This is a genomic window from Micropruina sp. (assembly GCF_047607385.1).
In the GTDB taxonomy this organism is placed as follows: Bacteria; Actinomycetota; Actinomycetes; order Propionibacteriales; family Propionibacteriaceae; genus Micropruina.
Genome location: NZ_JASGDE010000074.1, coordinates 1 through 19,086, shown reverse-complemented (window position 1 = coordinate 19,086; position 19,086 = coordinate 1). Strand labels below are relative to the sequence as shown.

The window sequence follows — 19,086 nt, the reverse complement described above, 5'->3', positions numbered from 1 at the left end:
CCTCCCCACCGCTCGCCAAACTATTTCGGGCACGGTGAGTTCAGCGAGCCCCAAATAGTTAGGCGAGCGGTGGGATGGGACGCGCGTCCGGCCGGGCCGGCACGGACGAAGGGCCGGCAACCGTGACGGTTGCCGGCCCTTCGCCGCTGAGGTTGTGCCTGATCAGAGCAGGTCGAGCATGATCGGATCAGCCATGCTGATCACGACCTCGCGCGCCTCCCGGGGACCGGCGGACGCCCGCGCCGCCGCGGCCATCTGCTGGCACTGGGCGTAGTCGTGCAGCGCCAGCGCCGTCCGGACGGCCCGGACCTTGCTGGGCGCCATCGACAGGCTGGTGACGCCCAGGCCGGCCAACACCAACGCCATCAGCGGATCGCCGCCCGACTCACCACAGACGCCGACCGGATGCCCGGTCTTGGCGCCGCCGTCGCAGGCGTAGTAGATGACGTCGAGCAGAGCCGGCTGCCACGGGTTCAGCAACTCGGCCAACTCGCCCTGCATCCGGTCCGCGGCCATCGTGTACTGACCGAGGTCGTTGGTGCCGAGGCTGGCGAAGTCGACCTCGCTGAGCACGTCGAACGAGCGCAGCGCGGCCGCCGGAACCTCGATCATCACGCCGACCTTGGGCAGCCCGACAGCACGCACCTTCTCGGCGAACCAACGGGCCTCCTGACGGGTGGCGATCATCGGCGCCATCACCCACAGGTTTCCGCCGGTCGCCTTCTGGGCGTTGGCGAGCGCCTGCAGCTGATCGTCGAGCAGGTCGACGCGCACCGCGCCGAGCCGGATGCCCCGGCGTCCGAGCGCCGGGTTCTCCTCGTGGCCCAGGTCGGCGAACGCCAACGGCTTGTCGGCACCGGCGTCGAGCGTGCGGACGACGACCTTGCGGTCGCCGAACGCCTGCAGGATCTCGGTGTAGGTCGCGGTCTGCTCCTCGACGGTGGGCGCGGTGTCCCGGTCCAGGAACAGGAACTCCGACCGGAACAGACCGGCACCTTCGACATCCTGACCGGCAGCGTTGTGCGCATCACCGACGGTGCCGATGTTGGCCAGCAACTGGACCGGATGGCCGTCCTTGGTCATGCCCTTGCCGGAACCGGCCGCCAGGGCCCGCTCGCGACGAGCCTTGCGGTCGGCCAGGGCCTGCTGCTCGGCTTCGCTCGGGTTGACGATGATCTCACCGACACCGCCGTCCAGCGCCACGGTCGTGCCGAAGGGCACGTCCAGGATGCCGGTGGCCTGCACGATGGCCGGAATGCCCAGCTGCGCCGCGAGGATCGCGGTGTGGCTGGTCGGGCCGCCGGCCGAGGTGATGATGCCCAGGCAGGTCTCCACCGACAAGGTGGCGGTCTCCGCCGGCGCCAGATCGACCGCGGCCAGCACGCTGGGCGTGGTCAGGGTCGGGACGCCGGGCTCGGGCTGGCCGAGCAGCCGAGCCACCGTCCGGTCACGGACGTCGCGCAGGTCGGTGACCCGCTCGGCCATGTAGCCGCCGAGCGACTCGAACATCGCGCAGTACTCGTCGACCGCCGCCGAGACGGCATTGGTGATGCCCTTGGTGCCGCTCTGCAACTGGGTGTCGATCGCCCCGGCGAGCCCCGGGTCGCCGGCCATCATGGCCCCGGCCTCGAGGATCGGCTTGGCGTGTGCATCGGCGTTGGCGGCCTTGGCCAGGTAGCCGTCCGCCACCGCCTTCAGGGTGTCGCGAACCTGGGCGGACGCCGCGGCCGGGTCGGCCACCGGCGCCTCACCCGCGGGGGGTGTGGGCGGCGGGCTGACCAGAACCAGCGGACCGACGGCGACGCCCGCACTGACTCCGATACCGCTCAGGGTCGAGTGCGTTTCGCTCATTCGGCGTCCAGATCCCGCTCGAGGAGCGCGACCAGCGAATCCAGCGCGGCGTCGGCGCCGTCGCCGTCTGCGGACAGGGTGACGACCTCGCCGTTCTTGGCGCCGAGGGCCATCACACCGAGGATGCTGCGCGCGTCAACCGGGTTGCCGCCGGCCTTGGCGATGGTGACCGGGAGGCCGGTGGCCGTGGCGGCCTGGACGAAGATGGACGCGGGACGGGCGTGCAGGCCGACGGACGAACCGATAGCGACTTCACGGGTGGCCATGAATGGACTCCTTTGTACGAATGGCCCAGCGGACCTGGGTGACGACCGGGCGCCATCATGGTTGGGTACGCCAGCGGTCCCGGCCAATATATGCGGCGCAGTTGAACCCTATCAAGGCACGACGCCGGTCGTGGGCAGTTGGACCGACGCTCGGGTGCGCGCTCGCTCTTGTCCGCAATACGCAGTTGTGCCACCGTATTTCCGGGACGTGCCAAGGGCTCCTGCGGTCAACGAGAGGAGCCCCGAGATGATTGATTCTTGCATTATCGCCCGAAGGGACGCTCAGGTGGCTCCGGATGGTGCTCGAGTGCGGGTGGGGGATCCGGCCGAAGTGGTGCTGGAGATGCTCTGCGATGCCATGCGCGCGCTGCACACCGGACGTCCCGCCGACCAGGTCGTCTGTCAGCACCTCGGACGCGGGCTGCGCGCCCAGGCTGCGGTCACCTACGCCCTGGCCCCCGACCACGACACCTTTGCGGCCTGCGTCTACCCCGACACCCCGGCGGTGCGGCTGCTGGCCGAGGAGCTGCTGCCGCAGCTGGCGCCGGAGGGCCCCGCGGTGTGGGTGGAGTACCTGGACGGGGTCGGGCACATCGCTTCGCTGCGGGTCCAGCCGGTCGAGCGCAACGGCGTCGACGAGGCCGGGCACGGACGCGTCCTGGTCCACATCCGGTCGGACCCGTTCGAGCCCGAGGACCGCCGGCTGCTGGAGCGGGCGCGGGTCGCGCTGCTGGCGCTGTGGCCGCTCGCGGTGCGCACCGTCCGGGCCCAGCAGGCCCAGGAGTGGGTGCGGACCACGGTCGCCGATCACCGGATGACCGAGCGGGAACTGCAGGTGCTCGCCCTGCTCGCCGAAGGCTTGCTGGCCACCTCGATCGCTGCCCGGCTGCAACTCTCCCCCCGCACGGTGCACAAGCATCTGGGCAACATCTACCGCAAGCTGGGGGTGCACGACCGGCTGGTGGCGGTCAGCCTGGCCCGGTTGCAGGGCCTGGTGGACGCCTATCCGTCGAGTCCGAGCAGCCCGGAACTCACCGCCTGAGGAAGCCCCGACGGTCGTCGGTGGAGCCTGACGGAACCTCGCCGACAGCGGGTTTCGACAAACTCGACCACCGAACGGGCAAGGCCGAACGGGCCTGGAGCGGCCCGGCCCGGGAGGAGTTTCAGGCGCTCTTCTCGCGCCGGTCGCTGCGCGCCACCTGGGCGCGGGAGACCAAGGTCGGGGCGACCCCGTCACGGACCACCTCGTCGGTGACCAGCACCCGGGCCACATCGTCGTCGCTGGGCACGTGGTACATCACGTTGAGCAGGATCTCTTCCAGGATGGAGCGCAGCCCGCGCGCCCCGATCCCCCGGTGCAGCGCCATCTCGGCCACCGCGGCGATCGCCTCGTCGGTGAACTGCAGGTCGACGCCGTCCATCTCGAAGAGCTTGCGGAACTGCTTGATCAGCGCGTTCTTCGGCTCGACCACGATGCGGACCAGGGCGTCGGCGTCCAGCGAGGCGACCGTGGAGATCATCGGCAACCGGCCGATGAACTCGGGGATCAGCCCGTAGCGGTGCAGGTCTTCGGGACGCACCTCTTCGAACGGGTTGGCCGAGGCCGGCTTGCGGATGGCGGCGTCGTTGTTGAAGCCCAGCGGACGCTTGCCGACCCGGGCGTTGATGATCTCTTCCAGCCCGGCGAAGGCGCCGCCCACGATGAACAGGATGTTCGTGGTGTCGATCTGGATGAAGTCCTGATGCGGGTGCTTGCGTCCACCCTGCGGCGGCACGGACGCGGTGGTGCCCTCGAGGATCTTCAGCAACGCCTGCTGGACGCCCTCGCCGGACACGTCGCGGGTGATCGACGGGTTCTCGGACTTGCGGGCCACCTTGTCGATCTCGTCGATGTAGATGATGCCCGTCTCGGCCTTCTTCACGTCGAAGTCGGCGGCCTGGATCAGCTTGAGCAGGATGTTCTCGACGTCTTCGCCGACGTAGCCGGCTTCGGTCAGCGCGGTGGCGTCGGCCATCGCGAAGGGCACGTTCAGCATCCGCGCCAGGGTCTGCGCCAGATAGGTCTTGCCACAGCCGGTGGGGCCGATCAGCAGGATGTTGGACTTGCCGAGCTCGACGCTCTCTTCTTCGGCGGCCCGCCGGCCGGCCGGCGCGTTGGCCTGCGCCTGGACCCGCTTGTAGTGGTTGTAGACGGCGACGCTGAGGGCCTTCTTGGCGACGTCCTGGCCGATCACGTAGGAATCCAGGAAGGCGCAGATCTCACGGGGCTTGGGCAGGTCGTCCAGCAGGCCGACGTCGGCGGCCTCGGAGAACTCTTCCTCGATGATCTCGTTGCACAGATCGATGCACTCGTCGCAGATGTAGACACCCGGACCCGCTATCAGCTTCTTGACCTGCTTCTGGCTCTTTCCGCAGAACGAGCACTTGAGCAGCTCGGAGGTCTCCCCGATTCGTGCCACGCCGCCCCTCCTTCCCGTGAGGCCACCCTAGCCCGCCGGCGCGCATCCGCAAGGATGCGCGCCCAGCGCGCCAGGTCAGGCCTCGGCGTCCTTGAGCGAGGTGAGGATGGCGTCGACGATGCCGTACTCGACGGCCTCCTCAGCGGTCAGATACTTGTCGCGTTCGATGTCGCGGGAGATCTTGTCGACGTCCTGCCCGGTGGACTCGGCGAGCATGCCCTCCATCAGGGCCCGGATGCGCAGGATCTCGCGAGCCTGGATCTCCAGGTCGGAGGACTGCCCGTAGCCGCCCTCGGTGGCCGGCTGGTGGATCAGGATGCGGCTGTTCGGCAGCGCCAGCCGCTTGCCCTTGGTGCCGGCGGCGAGCAGCACGGCGGCGGCCGAGGCGGCCTGACCCAGGCACACCGTCTGCACGTCGGGCTTGATGTAGCGCATGGTGTCGTAGATCGCGGTGAGCGCGGTGAACGAGCCGCCGGGGCTGTTCAGGTAGATGCTGATCGGACGCTCCGGGTCCATCGACTGCAGACAGAGCAGCTGCGCCATCACCGCGTTGGCGATGTCGTCGCTGATCGGGGTGCCGAGGAAGATGATCCGGTCTTCGAAGAGCTTGGTGTAGGGGTCGACGCGCCGGACGCCGTAGCTGGTGCGTTCCTCCCACTGCGGAATGTAGTAGTCCATCGACGGGCCGGCCGGAGCCAGGCCACCGGGCAGAGCGGGCATGGTCATGGCGGTCCTCACTGGTTCGGAGACGTGGAGCTGATCTGGGCGGCGCGCTCGTAGACGTGGTCGATGAACCCGTACTCCAGCGCCTGCTCGGCGGTGAACCAGCGGTCGCGGTCGGAGTCGGCCTCGATCTGCTCGACGCTCTGCCCGGTGTGCTCGGCGATCAGCCTCGACATGGTCTTCTTGATGTGCAGCGACTGCTCGGCCTGGATCCGGATGTCGGACGCCGTGCCGCCCAGGCCGCCGGACGGCTGGTGCATCATGATGCGGCTGTGCGGCAGGGCGAAGCGCTTGCCCTTGGTGCCGGCGCTGAGCAGGAACTGCCCCATCGACGCGGCCAGGCCCATCGCCACGGTGGCGACGTCATTGCTGATCCACTGCATGGTGTCGAAGATCGCCATGCCGGAGTCGACCGAGCCGCCCGGGGAGTTGATGTAGAGGTAGATGTCGGAACGCGGGTCTTCGGCGTTCAGCAGCAGCATCTGGGCACAGATCGCGTTGGCGTTCTCGTCGCGCACCTCGGAGCCGAGGAAGATGATCCGGTTGGCCAGCAGCGACTGGTAGACCGAGTCGTTCATTCCGGCCGAGCTGAGGCCGGCTGCGGCCCGCAGCGGTGCGGCGGCCGAGGGAGGCAGTGGTCGCATGTCGTTCACGCTGCGAACCTATCCAACGGCGGTGACAAAACTAAGGGCATCGGGTTGCTGTTCGCTGACGGCGCAGACGCCGACGGGGCCCCGCGCAGCGGCGCGGGACCCCGTCGGACGGAACGGATTCGTCAGGCCTTGGCGTCCGCCTCGGCCTCGGCGGCGTCCTCGGACGGCTCCTCGGTCGCGGCGTCCTGCGCGTCGGCGTCCTCATCGGCGGTCGGCACCAGGGCCGACACGTCGACGGTGGCGCCCGCCTCGTCGGTCACCGTAGCCTCGGACAGGATCAGGCTGAGCGCCTTGCTGCGGCGGATCTCCTGCATCCACGCACCGATGTGGTCGTGGTCCATCATGTGCTGCAGTTCCTGCTCGGGGGTCGAGCCGGAGGCCTGCGCCTTGCGCACGATCAGGTCGGTCAGCTCATGCTGCTCGACCCCGACCTCACGCTGGTCGGCGATGCTGTCCAGCAGGATCTGCGCCCGCAGGCTCTGCTCGGCCCGCGAGTCGACCAGGGCCCAGAAGTCCTCGACGGTGTCGGCTTCTTCCTCGGCGGTCTCCAGGTAGCGCTCCAGGGTCAGACCGGCGCGCTTCAGCTGGTCGTCGATCTGGGCGTGCCGGGCCTCGATCTCGGAGGCCAGCAGCTTCGCCGGCACCTCGAAGTCGACCTTGCCGACCAGGTCTTCCAGCACCTTGTCGCGGGCGTCGTTGAGCTGGTCGGCGCGCAGCATCTGCTCGACCGCGGTGGTCAGGTCGGCACGCATCTCCTCGACGGTGTCGAACTCCGACACCAGCTGGGCGAACTCGTCGTCCAGCTCGGGCAGCTGCTGCTCGGCGACCTTGCTCACCGTGACGTGGATGTCGGCCGGCTCGCCGGACAGCGGGCCGCCCACCAGGGTGGAGCTGAAGTCGGCGGACTCGCCGGCGGACAGACCGGTGACGGCCTCGTCCAGGCCGTCCAGCATGCCGCCGGAGCCGATGGTGTAGGTGATGCCCTCGGCGGTGGCGTCCGGCAGCGTCTCGCCGTCGCGGGTGCCGACCAGGTCGATGGTGACCACGTCGCCGGCGGCGGCCGGGCGATCGACCTCGGTGCTGGTGGCGAACCGCTCGCGGATCATCGCGATCCGGTTGTCGACCTCCGGGTCGGTCTCGGCGAGCACCGGCACGGTTGCCGACAGGGTGTCGAAGCCGGGCAGGGTCAGCTCGGGGCGGACGTCCACCTCGGCGATGAACTCGACCAGGTCACCGTCCTCCAGCTTGGTGATCTCGACCTCGGGATCGCCCAGCGGGACCAGCTTGTTGGCCTCGACGGCCTGGCCGTAGGCGCTGGGCAGGGCCGCGTTGATCGCCTCCTGCAGGACCGCGCCGCGGCCGAAACGCTGATCGATCACCGCGGCGGGCACCTTGCCCTTGCGGAAGCCCGGGATGGTGACGCTCTGGGCGATCTCGCGGTAGGCCTTGGTCAGGTGGGGCTGAAGGTCGCTGAACGGGATCTCGACGGTCAGCTTCGCCCGGGACGGGCTGAGTTGCTCGACGGTGCTGGGCAACGTGGTGCTCCTGTAGTAGGTGGTCTTTAGGTGCGGTCATGAACCGGAGCGGATGACGGGAATCGAACCCGCATGACCAGCTTGGAGGCTAGACCAGCCAGGCCAATCCGTGCGCTTGACTCGGTCCCTGACCAACGTTCAGCCTACACTCAGCACCACCCGATAGCACCAATCGGGGACCAGCGCCGATGGGTAGACGCATCTCGGCGGTGGGCAGCCGCCGATCAACTCCGGGCGGGTGAAGCGGCCGGAGCGGCACTGTCGACACCAGACCACCAGCTATCGCCATTCCCCGGCTCCGCCCTCAGAGACGCTCGGGCAGAAGGGTCAGGGAGTGCCCGAATCCGTAGCCGGCAAGGTAAAGGTCGACGTTGTCGGCGACATCCGCGGGAACACCGGTGCCGTCGACGATGCCGAAGAACTCCGGGCGCCAGTCCGCGCCCACGGTGACGTCGACCAAGCGACGCCGAGCATCGGCCAGCATCCCGGCCACCTCGTGGTCCGGAAGTTGGTCGACGAGTTCGTGCAACTCGCTCCGCTCGACACTCATGCGCTGAGTCTAGGACGGGACGCCGGCACAGCCGGCAGGCCTCGCGAGGACACCCGTCCGTCAAGGTCTGGCGCCTACGGATCCGTCTCGGCGGCGACAAGGGGTCATGGTCGCGGTGCACCGAGTCCACGGGAGGCCACGGGGGGTCTGTTTGTGGAGCGTCCGCAACTCTGCTTGTGGCCGGCTACCTGGCCCTCACTAGGCGTTCCGCAATGGAGCGGATGACGGGAATCGAACCCGCATGACCAGCTTGGAAGGCTGGGGCTCTGCCATTGAGCTACATCCGCAAGGAGCACCAGCGTAGCGGTCCGGCCGGGGTGTTCCTAAACGCGCCGCCCGGGCCGGCGCCGGAACGGGTGGGCTGGCCGGCCCCGCGGGCGTCCGGCCGCACTTGTCAGGGGCACGTAGCGTGGCTGGACATGACCGATCCGGAGCTACGGCCGCTGCGGGCTGCCGACGCCCCGGACGTGCTGGCCGCCTTCCTGGCGGCGTCCGACATGGCCCGGCAGGGCGACGTGACGGACGCCCGCAGCGCGCTGGCCTATGTGGAGCGGCTCACCGAGGTCCGCGGCCCGCATCTGGCCTTCGGCGTCGTCCATGCCGCACGGGTGGTCGGCGTGGTCGGCCTCACCGTGGATACCGGCAACCGCAACGGCTGGTTCTGGTACTGGATGCACGCCGACTTCCGGGGACGCGGCTGGACGTCGCGGGCGGCGGCCAGCGTCGCCGACTGGGCACTGCGCGAGGGCGGCATCCAGCGGCTGGAGCTGGGCCACCGGGTGAACAATCCGGCGTCCGGCGCGGTTGCCCGGGCCGCCGGCTTCGTCCGGGAGGGTCTGGAGCGCAGCAAGCTGCTGATCGACGGCGAACGGTTGGACGTGGTCGCCTACAGCCGGCTGCCCGGCGACCCGTGGCCGGTCGTCCCGCGGCTGCCGATCCTGGCTCCGCCGCGGACCCGCTGAACCTCTCCCCGACCCCCGGGTCACCCGTGCGGAAACCGAGTCGCCGGACCATGTCACAGTCCGGTCGGCGCCGGTGTCCCATGGATATGAACACCGCACAGGACCATCGTTCGCCCACCGCACCACCGGTCCGGGTGCTGCCCGGGGCCGGCACCGAGTGGCAGGCCAGACGGCGGCTGGCCCGGGTGTCGATCGAGCCACCGCCCGGCCTCTTCGGCAGGCTGCTCGGCTGGGTGTGCCGGCGCCTCTACGGCCGTACCCTGGACAATGCGCACGCCATGGCGGCCAACCGCCGGGTGCTGTTCGCCACCTTCGGATTCGAGCGGCGGGTGGCGAGATTCGACCGGTTGGATCCCGGCCTCAAGGCGCTGGCGGTGATGGCGGTCGCGGCCGAGATCGGTTGCGGATGGTGCATCGACTTCGGCTACCACCAGGCGCACCACGACGGCCTCGACCTGGCCAAGCTGGCCGCGGTGCCGCGGTGGCGGGACAGCGACGCCCTGACCGAGTTGGAGAAGCGGGTGGTCGAGTTCGCGGTGGCGGCCACCGCGACTCCCCCGACGGTCAGCGACGAGCTGGTCGGGCCGTTGCGGACGGCGCTGGGCGAGGACGGCCTGGTGGAGCTCGCGATGATGGTCGGCATCGAGAACCAGCGATCCCGGTTCAACTCGGCGCTGGGCCTGGTCTCCCAGGGGTTCTCCGCGTCCTGTCAGCTACCCTCCGACGAATGAGCGACGACGCCGCGGTGTTCGACCGGCACCGCTCGTTGCTGTTCACCCTCAGCTACGAACTGCTCGGTTCGGTGGCCGACGCCGAGGACGTGGTGCAGGAGGCCTATCTGCGCTGGTCGGGCCGTCCCGCCGAACCGGTCGAGAATCCCCGCGCCTACCTCGCCCAGGTGGTCACCCGGCTGTCGCTGAACCGGCTGCGCACCCTGGCCCGGCGTCGCGAGGACTACGTCGGGCCATGGTTGCCGGAGCCGTTGCTGACCACCCCGGACGTCGCCGACGATGTCGTGCTGGCCGAGTCGGTGTCGTTGGCGCTGCTGGTCGTGCTGGAGTCGCTGACCCCGCGGGAACGGGCGGTGTTCGTGCTCCGCGAGGTCTTCGGCTACGGCCATGACGAGATCGCCGGCGCGCTGGGCAGCACGGCGGTCGCGGTCCGGCAGGTCGCGCACCGGGCACGCCGCCAGGTGCAGGCCCGGCGTCCCCGGTTCACCGCGGATGCCGCGACCGCCGACCGGGTGCGGACCGAGTTCGAGCGCAGCGTGCTGACCGGCGATCTGCAGGGCCTGATGGACGTGCTGGCTCCGGACGTGGTGCTGTTGTCCGACGGCGGCGGAGTGGTGAGTGCCGCGCGGCGTCCGATCCACGGACCCGATCCGGTCGCCCGGTTCCTGCTCGGGGTGGTCGCCAAATCGGCCGCGGCGAGCCCGAACATGTACTCGCGGATCGAGCACGCGATGGTGAACGGCGACCGCGGCTGGCTGACCCGGCTCGACCGCCGGGTCACCTCGGCCATCCAGGTGGTGATCGCCGACGGACGGATCAGCCAGGTGTTGATGGTGAACAACCCGCAGAAGTTGGTCACCCTGGATGAGCACCACCGGCTCACCCGTTGAGATCAGCCCGGACGCCGCACGCCGGCTCGCCGGACCTGCCACGGTGGTGCCGACCAACGATCCGTCAGGAGTCCCATGACCGCCGATCCGCACGCCCGCGAGGCGTCCGCCGTGCTGGCCGAGAAGTCGGACGCCGTGTGCCGGATGGGTGCCCTGATGCTCGGCGCCGGCACCGGCTCGTTCCGGGTGAAGGCCGCCATGGGCCGAGTGGCCGCCGCGCTGGGCATCGACCAGTTGGAGGCGCAGGTCAGCCTCACCGAGGTGGTCGCCACCACCCGGGCCGACGGCACCTTCCGCACCCAGGTGACCGAGATCGGGCCGCCGGTGGTGAACGCCGACCGGATCCGTGCGCTGCTGCGGATCTCGCTGCGGGCCCGGCCGGGTCTGGAGGCCGCCGACCTGCAGCGCCAGCTGGACCGGGTGGTGGCACGTCCGCCGCTGTTCCCGCCGCTGGCGGTGGTCGCCGGCGCCGCCGCGGCCTGCGCCGCCTTCGCCTTCCTGAACAACGGCCGCTGGCCGGAGGTGCTGGCCGCCGGGATCGCGGCCGCGCTCGGCAAGGGAACCCAGCTGGCGGTGCACCGGCGCTTCCGGCTCAACCAGCTGGCGGTGATCGCGCTGGCCGCCGCCGTCGCCAGCCTGGCCTATCTGCTGGGGGCCGGCCTGCTGCAGCTGGTGCCGTGGGTTCCGGGAGGCCCGCTGCACGAGGCGGCCTTCACCTCGGCGGTGCTGTTCCTGGTGCCGGGCTTCCCGCTGCTCACCGCCGCCCTCGACCTGGCCCGCTTCGACTTCGGCGCCGGCATCTCCCGGCTGCTCTACGCCACCATGATCACCCTGGCCGCCGCCCTGGGCGCCTGGGTGGTGGCGTCCGTCTTCGGGCTCACCCCGGCCGAGATCCCGCCGTTGGGGCTGCCGCCGGCCGTGCTGCTCGGCTGCCGGCTGCTGGCCAGCTTCGTCGGCGTCTTCGGGTTCGCCGTCACCTTCAACACCCCGCCGAAGATCGCGGCCGCGGCGGCCGCGATCGGGACCCTTGCCAACGTGCCCCGGCTGTTCGCGCTGGACGCCGGCGCCAACGTGCTGCTCTGCGCCACCGCGGGCACCCTCGCGGTGGGGCTGCTGGCGGCCTGGATCAGCCAGCACCTGGCCTCGCCGCGGATCATCCTGTCGGTTCCCGCGGTGCTGATCATGATTCCGGGAGCCAGCACCTACCGGGCGCTGGTGGCGATGATCAACGGCGACCCGATCGGCGCGCTGGCCAACGGCTCCACCGGCCTGGGCGTCCTGCTCGGCCTGGCCACCGGGCTGGTGATCGCCCGGATGCTCACCGATCCGGCGTGGATCTCCCCCACCCCGCAGTGGACCCGGATGCCGCACACCCATGCCCAGGACGTGCTGGCCGCCCGGGAGCGCCGGGCCGCCGAGTAGCCGTCCGAACCGGACCGACCCGAGGCCCGCGGGCCGAGGAGCCCTCCGGGCGGCGCAGGATCGGGGGCCGTCGGTCGTCCGGGTGCGCCGCGTCCGGGACGTGGCTGATCAGCGCGTCCCTACCCGGAGACGTCCGGGCCGGCGGCCTGCAGCCGGTCGAAGGCGGCCAGCATGGTCCGGGCGCTGCGGCACAGCTGCTCCAGGTCGTCGGCGGAGAGCACGCCGAGCAGCACGCCGAGCGCCCGCTCGAACATCGAGTCCATCTGGCGCATCACGTCCCGGCCGGCCTCGGTAGGGTGCAGCCGCCGGATCCGGCGGTCGTCCGCGTCGTCGCTGCGCTCCACCAGGCCCTTCTCGACCAGCCGCTCGACCAGCCCGCTCGCGGTCGGCGCGCTCACCCCCAGCAGGCCGCCCAGTTCGTTGCCGGAGATGCCCGGCTGCTTCACCAGGTGGCCCAGCGCCCGGAACTGCTGCATGGTCAGGTCGGGCGGAGCCGGCATCGGGCCGACCATGCCGATCGCCCGGTCGTGCACCTGCATGTTGAGCTCGACCAGTTCCGCGACCAGCGCCACGCGTGTGTCGTCGAGCCCGAACGCCTGCAGAGACAGCACCGTCAATCGCTTTCGTCGATCCGAATAGTTCGAGTTATGCTAACCGACGTGGCCGGTCCTGGTCACCCGTTACCTCGGCATCCGGGGGCCGACGAAGGGGAAACCGTGCTTCGCTTGACCAAGCTCAGCCTCGCCCACCGCACGGTGGTGCTGCTGCTCAGCCTGCTGATCATCGGACTAGGCGTCTACTCCACCACCGCACTCAAGCAGGAGCTGATCCCGTCCATCGACGTGCCGCGTGGCGCCGTGGTCAGCGTCTACGCCGGGGCCGCTCCGGACGTCGTCGAGGCCCAGGTCTCCAAGCCGATCGAGAGCGCGGTCAAGGCCGTCGACGGCGTCACGGACGTGACGTCCACCAGCTCCAGCGGCGTCTCGCAAGTGTCGGTGCAGTGGGACTACGGGCTGTCCGCGGACGACATGGCCAATAAGCTGCGCAGCGCCGTCGACTCGATCGCGGCCACCCTGCCGAGCAATGTGGACCCCCGGGTGATGACCGGCGGCACCGACGACATCCCGGTGGCGCTGCTGGCGCTGTCCTCCGGCCAGGACCTGAACAGCCTCTCCCAGAAGGTCACCGACACGGTCGCCCCGGAACTCAAAGCGATCCCCGGCGTCCGCGACGTGGCGGTCTCCGGCAAGGAAGAGCACGAGATCGTGGTCACCTATAGGCAGTCTCAGCTGGAGAAGTACGGCGTCGACCCGGCCAGCATCGGCCAGCTCTTCGCCGCCAACGCCACCGCGATCCCGTCCGGGACGATGCACACCGACACCGCGAACCTCGACGTGCAGACCGGCACCAGCTATTCCAGCGCCAAGCAGTTGGCCGACCTGATGGTGCAGGGCACCGACGGCCCGGTGCGCCTCGGCGACCTGGCCACCGTGAAGGAGCAGCCGGTGGAGACCACCAGCATCTCCCGGGTGGACGGCCGCACCTCGCTCACCCTGTCGCTGACCAAGACCCCGGACGCCAACACGGTCGCCGTCTCGCACGCCGTGAACGACAAGCTGCCCCAGTTGGAGCAGTCCCTGGGCAGCGACTCCCGCTTCGTGGTGGTCTTCGACCAGGCCCCCTACATCGAGCAGTCGGTGCACGACCTGACCGTGGAGGGCGGCATCGGCCTGGCCATGGCGGTGTTCGTCATCCTGCTCTTCCTGCGGTCGCTGCGGCCCACCCTGATCACCGCGATCTCGATCCCGCTGTCGCTGCTGATCGCCCTGATCGGGTTGTGGGTCGGCGGCTACACCTTGAACATCCTCACCCTGGCCGCCCTGACCGTGGCGATCGGCCGGGTGGTCGACGACTCGATCGTGGTGATCGAGAACATCAAGCGCCATCAGAGCTACGGCGAGTTCGGCCGCAGGTCGATCACCAACGCGGTCAAGGAGGTGGCCGGCGCGGTCACCTCGTCCACCCTGACCACGGTCGCGGTGTTCCTGCCGATCGGCCTGGTCGGCGGGCAGGCGGGCGAGATCTTCCGGCCCTTCGCGGTGGCGGCGGTGGTCGCCCTGCTGGCCTCGCTGCTGGTCTCGCTGACGGTGATCCCGGTGTTCGCGTCCTGGTTCATGCGGCCCACCGCCAAGCAGCAGGCGGCCACCGACGCCCGGCTGGCGGCCGGCGAGGCGGAGGACTCCGAGGAGACCGACACCTGGCTGCAGAAGAGCTACCTGCCGGTGCTGAACTGGACGCTGGTGCACCGCTGGATCACCCTGCTGATCGCGGTCGGGATCTTCGCCGGCACGCTGGCCCTGGTGCCCCGGCTGAAGACCGACTTCATCGGCAGCATGGGCACCGAGAGCCTGGCCATCACCCAGACCCTGCCGTCCGGCACCGGGCTGAGCCAGACCGACAAGGCGGCGTCCCGGATCGAGGGGCTGCTGGCGCAGGATCCGGCGGTGCAGACCTACTCGACGACCATCGGCGGCACCTCCTCGACGGTGTTCCTGGCCGCTCCCAGCGACACCAACAAGGCCACCTTCACCGTCCCGCTGAAGGCCGGCGCCAACGGCACCGACACCGCCGACCGGCTGCGCAAGCAGATCGCCGAGCTCGGGCCGGACGTCGGTGAGGTCGAGGTCTCGATCGGGGCCGGCAACTCCGCGTCCAGCATGGTGGTCTACGTGGAGAGCTCCGATCCCGACCAGCTGTCCGCCGCCAACGACAAGGTGCTGGCGATGATGGAGGGCATCACCGGCCTGACCAACGTGACCAGCGATCTGGCCGACGCCCGCGACATGCTGTCGGTGGACGTCAACGAGTCCAAGGCGGCCGATCTGGGCATGACCCAGGCGTCGATCGGGCAGGCGGTCTCCCGTGCGGTGCGCGGCCAGCTGATCGGCACCCTGGCCGAGGGCGACACCACTCTCAACGTCTACCTGCGCTCGCGCACGCCGGTGCGCAGCATCGAGGAGTTGCGCGACATCAAGCTGCCGGTCACCCAGGTGATGAACGGCAACGCCAAGTCGGACGCCGCCGACAAGGTGCAGGCCCGCTCCGACAAGCTGTCGTCCGACTCCAAGCGGGACGCCACCAAGGCCTACAACGACCAGGTGAGCGCGCTGAAGAAGAGCCGGTCCGAGGCCAAGAAGGCACAGGCCAAGCTGGACAAGCAGCTGAGCAGCGCGAAGAAGAACCTGGCCGCGGTGCAGAAGCAGCTGGCGACCGCCCAGAAGCAGCTGCAGACGGTCTGCCCGGTCGACCCGACCAACCCGATCTGCGCGCCGCTGCCGGCCACCATCTACGGACTCAGCCAACAGCTCTCCGGGGCCGCGGCGCAGGTCGCCCAGCTGGGTGCCGCGCAGGCCCAGGCCAAGTCCGGGGTGACCCAGGTCGACAAGCAGCTGGACGCGCTGCGCGAGCAGCGCACCAAGTCGCTGGAGGCGCAGGACAAGCAGCAGGCCATCCAGGACGCCAGCAAGGCGGCCGCCGACGCCACCGCCGATCCGGTGCGGCTGGGCAGCGTGGCGGCGGTCAAGGTGGTCAAGGCGCCGTCCACCATCACCCGGGTGAACGCGGTCCGGGCCGCCACCATCACCGGCAGCTCGGAGTCGTCCGACCTGGGTGCGACCACCGCGCAGATCAACCAGGGCATCGCGTCGCTGGACCTGCCGGCCGGGGTCAGCGTCCGGATCGGCGGCGTCTCCGAGCAGCAGCAGGAGTCGTTCGCCCAGCTCGGACTGGCCATGGTGGTCGCCGTGGCCGTGGTGTACCTGATCATGGTGGCCACCTTCGGCTCGCTGCTGCAGCCGATGATCCTGCTGGTGTCGATCCCGTTCGCGGCGACCGGCGCCCTCGGACTGTCGCTGATCACCGACACCGCGCTCGGTATCCCCAGCATGATCGGCCTGCTGATGCTGATCGGCATCGTGGTCACCAACGCCATCGTGCTGATCGACCTGATCAACCAGAAACGCAAGGCGGGGGCGAGCATCGAGCAGTCGATCGCGGCCGGTGCCCGGTTGCGGGTGCGGCCCATCGTGATGACCGCACTGGCCACCATCTTCGCGCTGGTGCCGATGTCGCTGGGCCTGACCGGCGGCGGCGTGTTCATCTCCAAGCCGCTGGCGGTGGTGGTGATCGGCGGCCTGGTGTCGTCCACCCTGCTCACCCTGATCCTGGTGCCGGTGCTGTACGACCTGCTGGAGAACTGGCGGCAGAACGGACGCACCAAGCGGGACGCCCGGCGCGCGGCGCGACGGGTGGCCACCGATCTGCCGACCGACGAGGCGTCCGCTCAGGCCTCCGCACAGCAGGGCTGAGCCGGCCCGCCCGCCCGACCCAACCGACCGACCCAACCGCTCGCCTAACTATTTGGCGCTCGCTGAGTTCAGCGAGCGCTAAATAGTTAGGCGAGCGGTGCGTGGGGGTCAGCCGATCTGAAGCGTCAGTTCGGTGACCGGGTTGTCGAACTCGCTGAGCCGGACGCCGACCTGGACGCGCCAGCGCCCCGCGGCGGGCAGCAGGACCGTGCCCTGGTAGCGGCCGCCGCCCTGGCGGGTGACCGGGACCGGGCCGAGGTCGAGGGCGTCGGACCGGATCCGCACCGTGGGCACCTCGCCCGGCTCGATGCCGCGGCCGGCGGCGTCCCGGAGTTCGATCAGGATCCGGTTCTGCCCCACCGCTCCCGGGTCGAGGGTGGCCCGCGCGGTCATCGCCCCGCCCAGCGGCGCCGTGGCGGTGGTCACCGCAGCGGTGCTCGCCACCGTCGCTTCGGGACGCGGCGACTGGTCGACCAGGACGCCGGTGATCCCCAGCACCGCCACCAGCAGGCTCGCCTCCACCACCGCCAGGCGTCCGATCCCGGTCAGGTTCCGCCCGCGAGCCGTCTCCCATTCCTGCCGGCCCCGGCGCTTGCCCGGGCCTTCCGGATCGGGACGGCCCCGCACCGTGGGCAGCAGCACGAACCGGTTCCAGCCGGCCACCCCGGCAGCCACCGCGACCAGGGCGATCTTGGCCAGCAGCAGCCGTCCGTACGAGGTGCCGACCAGGCTGTCCCAGCTGGCCAGGATCCGCCAGGACAGGATCGTGCCGGTCAGCAGCAGCGCCGCCAGCACCCCCGCCGCCGCGGTGGAGAACCGGGTCAGCGCCACCACGCCGAGCTTCGGACGCGTCCGGGTCGCGGCCAGCACGATCACCAGGCCGACCAGCCCGCCCAGCCAGATGCTGCCGGCCAGCACGTGCAGGACGTCGGTGGCGATCACCAGCCAGGACGGGCCGAACGCCCGGGAGTGCCCGGTGATCGCCGGCGCACCGACCGCCAGCGCGGCACCGGCCGCCACCGCTCCAGCCCGGGCCGCCGGGCTTCGCAACGCCGGCGCGGCACCGACCGCCAGCAGGCCGGTCAGCAGCAGGCCCAGGCCGATCAGCTGATCGAGAGTGGCACCGGCCCAGGCCACGCCGCTGACCAGGGCGTCCGGACCGAGGCCCTGCTGGTCGGCGACGGTCAGCCCGATCGTCCCGCCGGCTGCGACGGCCGCGGTCACCGCACCCGCCCGGGTGACCGGCACCAGCCGGTCCCGCAACCGGTCGGCGGACGCCCCGGCCGGCAGCAGGAAGGCGCTGAAGACGGCCAGGCCGACCGCCAGGAAGAGCCCGAGATAGGTCGTCGTCTGCGCCACGGCCAGGGGCGGCACCGCCCAGGTTCCGGCATCGGTGGCCGCCGGCTGGACGCGACGGGGGCTGGGCGCGCCCACCGAGAAGGTCAGCGCACCGGCCACCGGGTGGCCGTCCGCGGAGATCACCCGCCAGGCGACGACGTAAGTGCCGGACAGGCCGCCGGGCAGCGTGACGCCGACCACGGAGTCGGCGGCGCCGGCCTCGGCGGCCAGCGGCGAGCCGGCCGCGTCGAAGACCTGGACGCCCCGGTCGGCCAACCTGACCGGCTCGTCGAAGCGCAGCAGCACCCGGGCGGGCGCGGTGGCCAGCACCGCCCCCTCGGCCGGATCGGTTCCGACCAGGGACGCGTGGGCGTGGGCCGGCACCGCCGCCCCCACCGCGCAGGCCAGGCCGGCGAGCACCGCGGCCAGGACCCGGCGGATCCACGGCCACGGCGTCCGCCCGTTGCTGTCCGGCATGGTCAGGAGGTGTGCCGCTGCCGCACCAGCGCCGCCACCCCGGCCGCCAGGCCGAGGACGCCGGCGGCCAGGCCGTAGACCCCCAGGTCCGGTCCCGAGGCGGCCGCCGGCTGGGCCGGAGCCACACTCGGCGCGGCCGATCCATGGCCGCCGGGATCGCCCGCCTCGGACTTGGTCAGGGTCAGGGTCGGCGCCGGGTGTTCCAGACTGTCGGCGTCCTGACCGTTGACGGCGACCTCGGTCCAGCCGGTACGGCCCTTCTGGCAGGTCTGCACGACGGGAAAGGCCAGGGTGGCCCCGGCGGTGTCGGGCAGCTTCAGGGACAGTTCGAAGGTGTCCCGCTGCTTGTCGGGCAGCGGTGTGATGGCGGTGTAGGTGACCGTGCCGTCCCGCTCGGTGATCGAGTTGCCGTGGCTGTCGGTGACCGGCTGGGCCAGCTTCTCGGTGGCCACCTCGACCTTCCAGAACGGGTTGCGGGTCGGGGTGACGGTGGTGACGCTCTCCGGAATCCGGATCGCCACCTTGGTGGTGGCCGAGCCGTCGCAGCCGTGCGGCACCGAGAAGGTCAGCACGGTGTAGGCGCCGGCCTGCCCGGTGGACGGTGACATGGTCACGTGAGCGCTGGCTGCCGCCGCGGTCGCGGTGAGCAGGACGCCGGCGAGCGCCGGCACGGCGAGCGCACGCGCGCTCGCCTGTCGAATGTTCATGGGTGGGGATGCCTCTCGGGACGAGGTGATCGGTGGGCAGGCTCCCGCCCCGGTCACCGCGCCGGCACCAGGCCCGGACGACGACTCAGCAGGCGGGACGCGGCCGGGCCGGCGGTCCGCGACGCGGCGCGCCCAGCAGCCAGCCGGCGTCCGGG

General features: G+C 70.8%; 16 protein-coding genes and 1 tRNA gene. 6 read left to right on the top strand and 11 right to left on the bottom strand.

From position 1 onward, the window contains the following. Window positions 1–162 precede the first annotated feature (162 nt). Window positions 163–1,851, bottom strand: coding sequence for a phosphoenolpyruvate--protein phosphotransferase (gene ptsP / locus QM582_RS06680; RefSeq protein WP_415082879.1), 1,689 nt, complete (start codon window positions 1,849–1,851; stop codon window positions 163–165). Beyond that, on the bottom strand, window positions 1,848–2,117 hold the full coding sequence (locus QM582_RS06675) for an HPr family phosphocarrier protein (protein ID WP_415082878.1): 270 nt from the start codon (window positions 2,115–2,117) through the stop codon (window positions 1,848–1,850). Before QM582_RS06675 ends, ptsP begins: the two co-directional genes overlap by 4 nt. A gap of 307 nt (window positions 2,118–2,424) precedes the next feature. On the opposite strand from QM582_RS06675, the gene QM582_RS06670 reads away from it, so the two are divergent. Beyond that, window positions 2,425–3,159 carry a helix-turn-helix transcriptional regulator gene (locus QM582_RS06670; protein WP_415082876.1) on the top strand — a complete coding sequence of 245 codons (735 nt, stop codon included), beginning with the start codon at window positions 2,425–2,427 and terminating at the stop codon, window positions 3,157–3,159. A 121-nt stretch (window positions 3,160–3,280) separates the two neighbouring features. On the opposite strand, the gene clpX is transcribed toward QM582_RS06670, so the two are convergent. The 6 genes from clpX to QM582_RS06640 all read right to left on the bottom strand — a co-directional run bounded on the left by clpX (window position 3,281) and on the right by QM582_RS06640 (window position 8,324). Further along, complete coding sequence (gene clpX / locus QM582_RS06665) at window positions 3,281–4,576, bottom strand: ATP-dependent Clp protease ATP-binding subunit ClpX (protein ID WP_415082874.1); 1,296 nt, start codon at window positions 4,574–4,576, stop codon at window positions 3,281–3,283. 75 nt (window positions 4,577–4,651) lie between these two features. Further along, window positions 4,652–5,302 (bottom strand): ATP-dependent Clp protease proteolytic subunit, encoded by a 651-nt coding sequence (locus QM582_RS06660; protein ID WP_415082872.1) that lies wholly within the window; start codon window positions 5,300–5,302, stop codon window positions 4,652–4,654. An 8-nt stretch (window positions 5,303–5,310) separates the two neighbouring features. After that, the gene (locus QM582_RS06655) at window positions 5,311–5,943 is read right to left on the bottom strand and encodes an ATP-dependent Clp protease proteolytic subunit (protein WP_415082870.1); all 633 of its coding nucleotides are present in this window, start codon (window positions 5,941–5,943) and stop codon (window positions 5,311–5,313) included. A 131-nt stretch (window positions 5,944–6,074) separates the two neighbouring features. Further along, on the bottom strand, window positions 6,075–7,487 hold the full coding sequence (tig, locus tag QM582_RS06650; protein ID WP_415082869.1) for a trigger factor: 1,413 nt from the start codon (window positions 7,485–7,487) through the stop codon (window positions 6,075–6,077). Window positions 7,488–7,791: 304 nt separating this feature from the next. Further along, window positions 7,792–8,037 carry a hypothetical protein gene (locus tag QM582_RS06645; RefSeq protein WP_415082867.1) on the bottom strand — a complete coding sequence of 82 codons (246 nt, stop codon included), beginning with the start codon at window positions 8,035–8,037 and terminating at the stop codon, window positions 7,792–7,794. Between the two features lie 213 nt (window positions 8,038–8,250). After that, window positions 8,251–8,324, bottom strand: a tRNA-Gly gene (locus QM582_RS06640). Window positions 8,325–8,456: 132 nt separating this feature from the next. Here QM582_RS06640 and QM582_RS06635 point away from each other — a divergent pair. From QM582_RS06635 to QM582_RS06620, 4 genes are all read left to right on the top strand, one after another. After that, window positions 8,457–8,999 carry a GNAT family N-acetyltransferase gene (locus QM582_RS06635; protein WP_415082866.1) on the top strand — a complete coding sequence of 181 codons (543 nt, stop codon included), beginning with the start codon at window positions 8,457–8,459 and terminating at the stop codon, window positions 8,997–8,999. 86 nt (window positions 9,000–9,085) lie between these two features. After that, on the top strand, window positions 9,086–9,730 hold the full coding sequence (locus tag QM582_RS06630; RefSeq protein ID WP_415082864.1) for a carboxymuconolactone decarboxylase family protein: 645 nt from the start codon (window positions 9,086–9,088) through the stop codon (window positions 9,728–9,730). After that, window positions 9,727–10,620: an RNA polymerase sigma-70 factor gene (locus tag QM582_RS06625; protein ID WP_415082862.1), complete on the top strand. Its 894-nt coding sequence runs from the start codon at window positions 9,727–9,729 to the stop codon at window positions 10,618–10,620. Before QM582_RS06630 ends, QM582_RS06625 begins: the two co-directional genes overlap by 4 nt. Window positions 10,621–10,695: 75 nt before the next feature. Continuing rightward, the gene (locus tag QM582_RS06620) at window positions 10,696–12,042 is read left to right on the top strand and encodes a threonine/serine ThrE exporter family protein (RefSeq protein WP_415082860.1); all 1,347 of its coding nucleotides are present in this window, start codon (window positions 10,696–10,698) and stop codon (window positions 12,040–12,042) included. Between the two features lie 119 nt (window positions 12,043–12,161). Here the strand turns inward: QM582_RS06620 and QM582_RS06615 are convergent, their stop codons facing one another. Further along, window positions 12,162–12,653: a MarR family winged helix-turn-helix transcriptional regulator gene (locus QM582_RS06615; RefSeq protein ID WP_415082858.1), complete on the bottom strand. Its 492-nt coding sequence runs from the start codon at window positions 12,651–12,653 to the stop codon at window positions 12,162–12,164. A gap of 105 nt (window positions 12,654–12,758) precedes the next feature. Between QM582_RS06615 and QM582_RS06610 the strand changes: the two genes are divergently transcribed. Next, window positions 12,759–16,409 (top strand): efflux RND transporter permease subunit, encoded by a 3,651-nt coding sequence (locus QM582_RS06610; RefSeq protein ID WP_415082856.1) that lies wholly within the window; start codon window positions 12,759–12,761, stop codon window positions 16,407–16,409. Between the two features lie 108 nt (window positions 16,410–16,517). Here QM582_RS06610 and QM582_RS06605 read toward each other — a convergent pair whose 3' ends face one another. Then, window positions 16,518–18,224, bottom strand: a complete 1,707-nt coding sequence (locus QM582_RS06605; RefSeq protein WP_415082854.1) for a copper resistance protein CopC — start codon at window positions 18,222–18,224, stop codon at window positions 16,518–16,520. Window positions 18,225–18,226: 2 nt separating this feature from the next. Next, window positions 18,227–18,931, bottom strand: a complete 705-nt coding sequence (locus tag QM582_RS06600) for a YcnI family protein (RefSeq protein WP_415082852.1) — start codon at window positions 18,929–18,931, stop codon at window positions 18,227–18,229. Window positions 18,932–19,086: the final 155 nt, after the last annotated feature.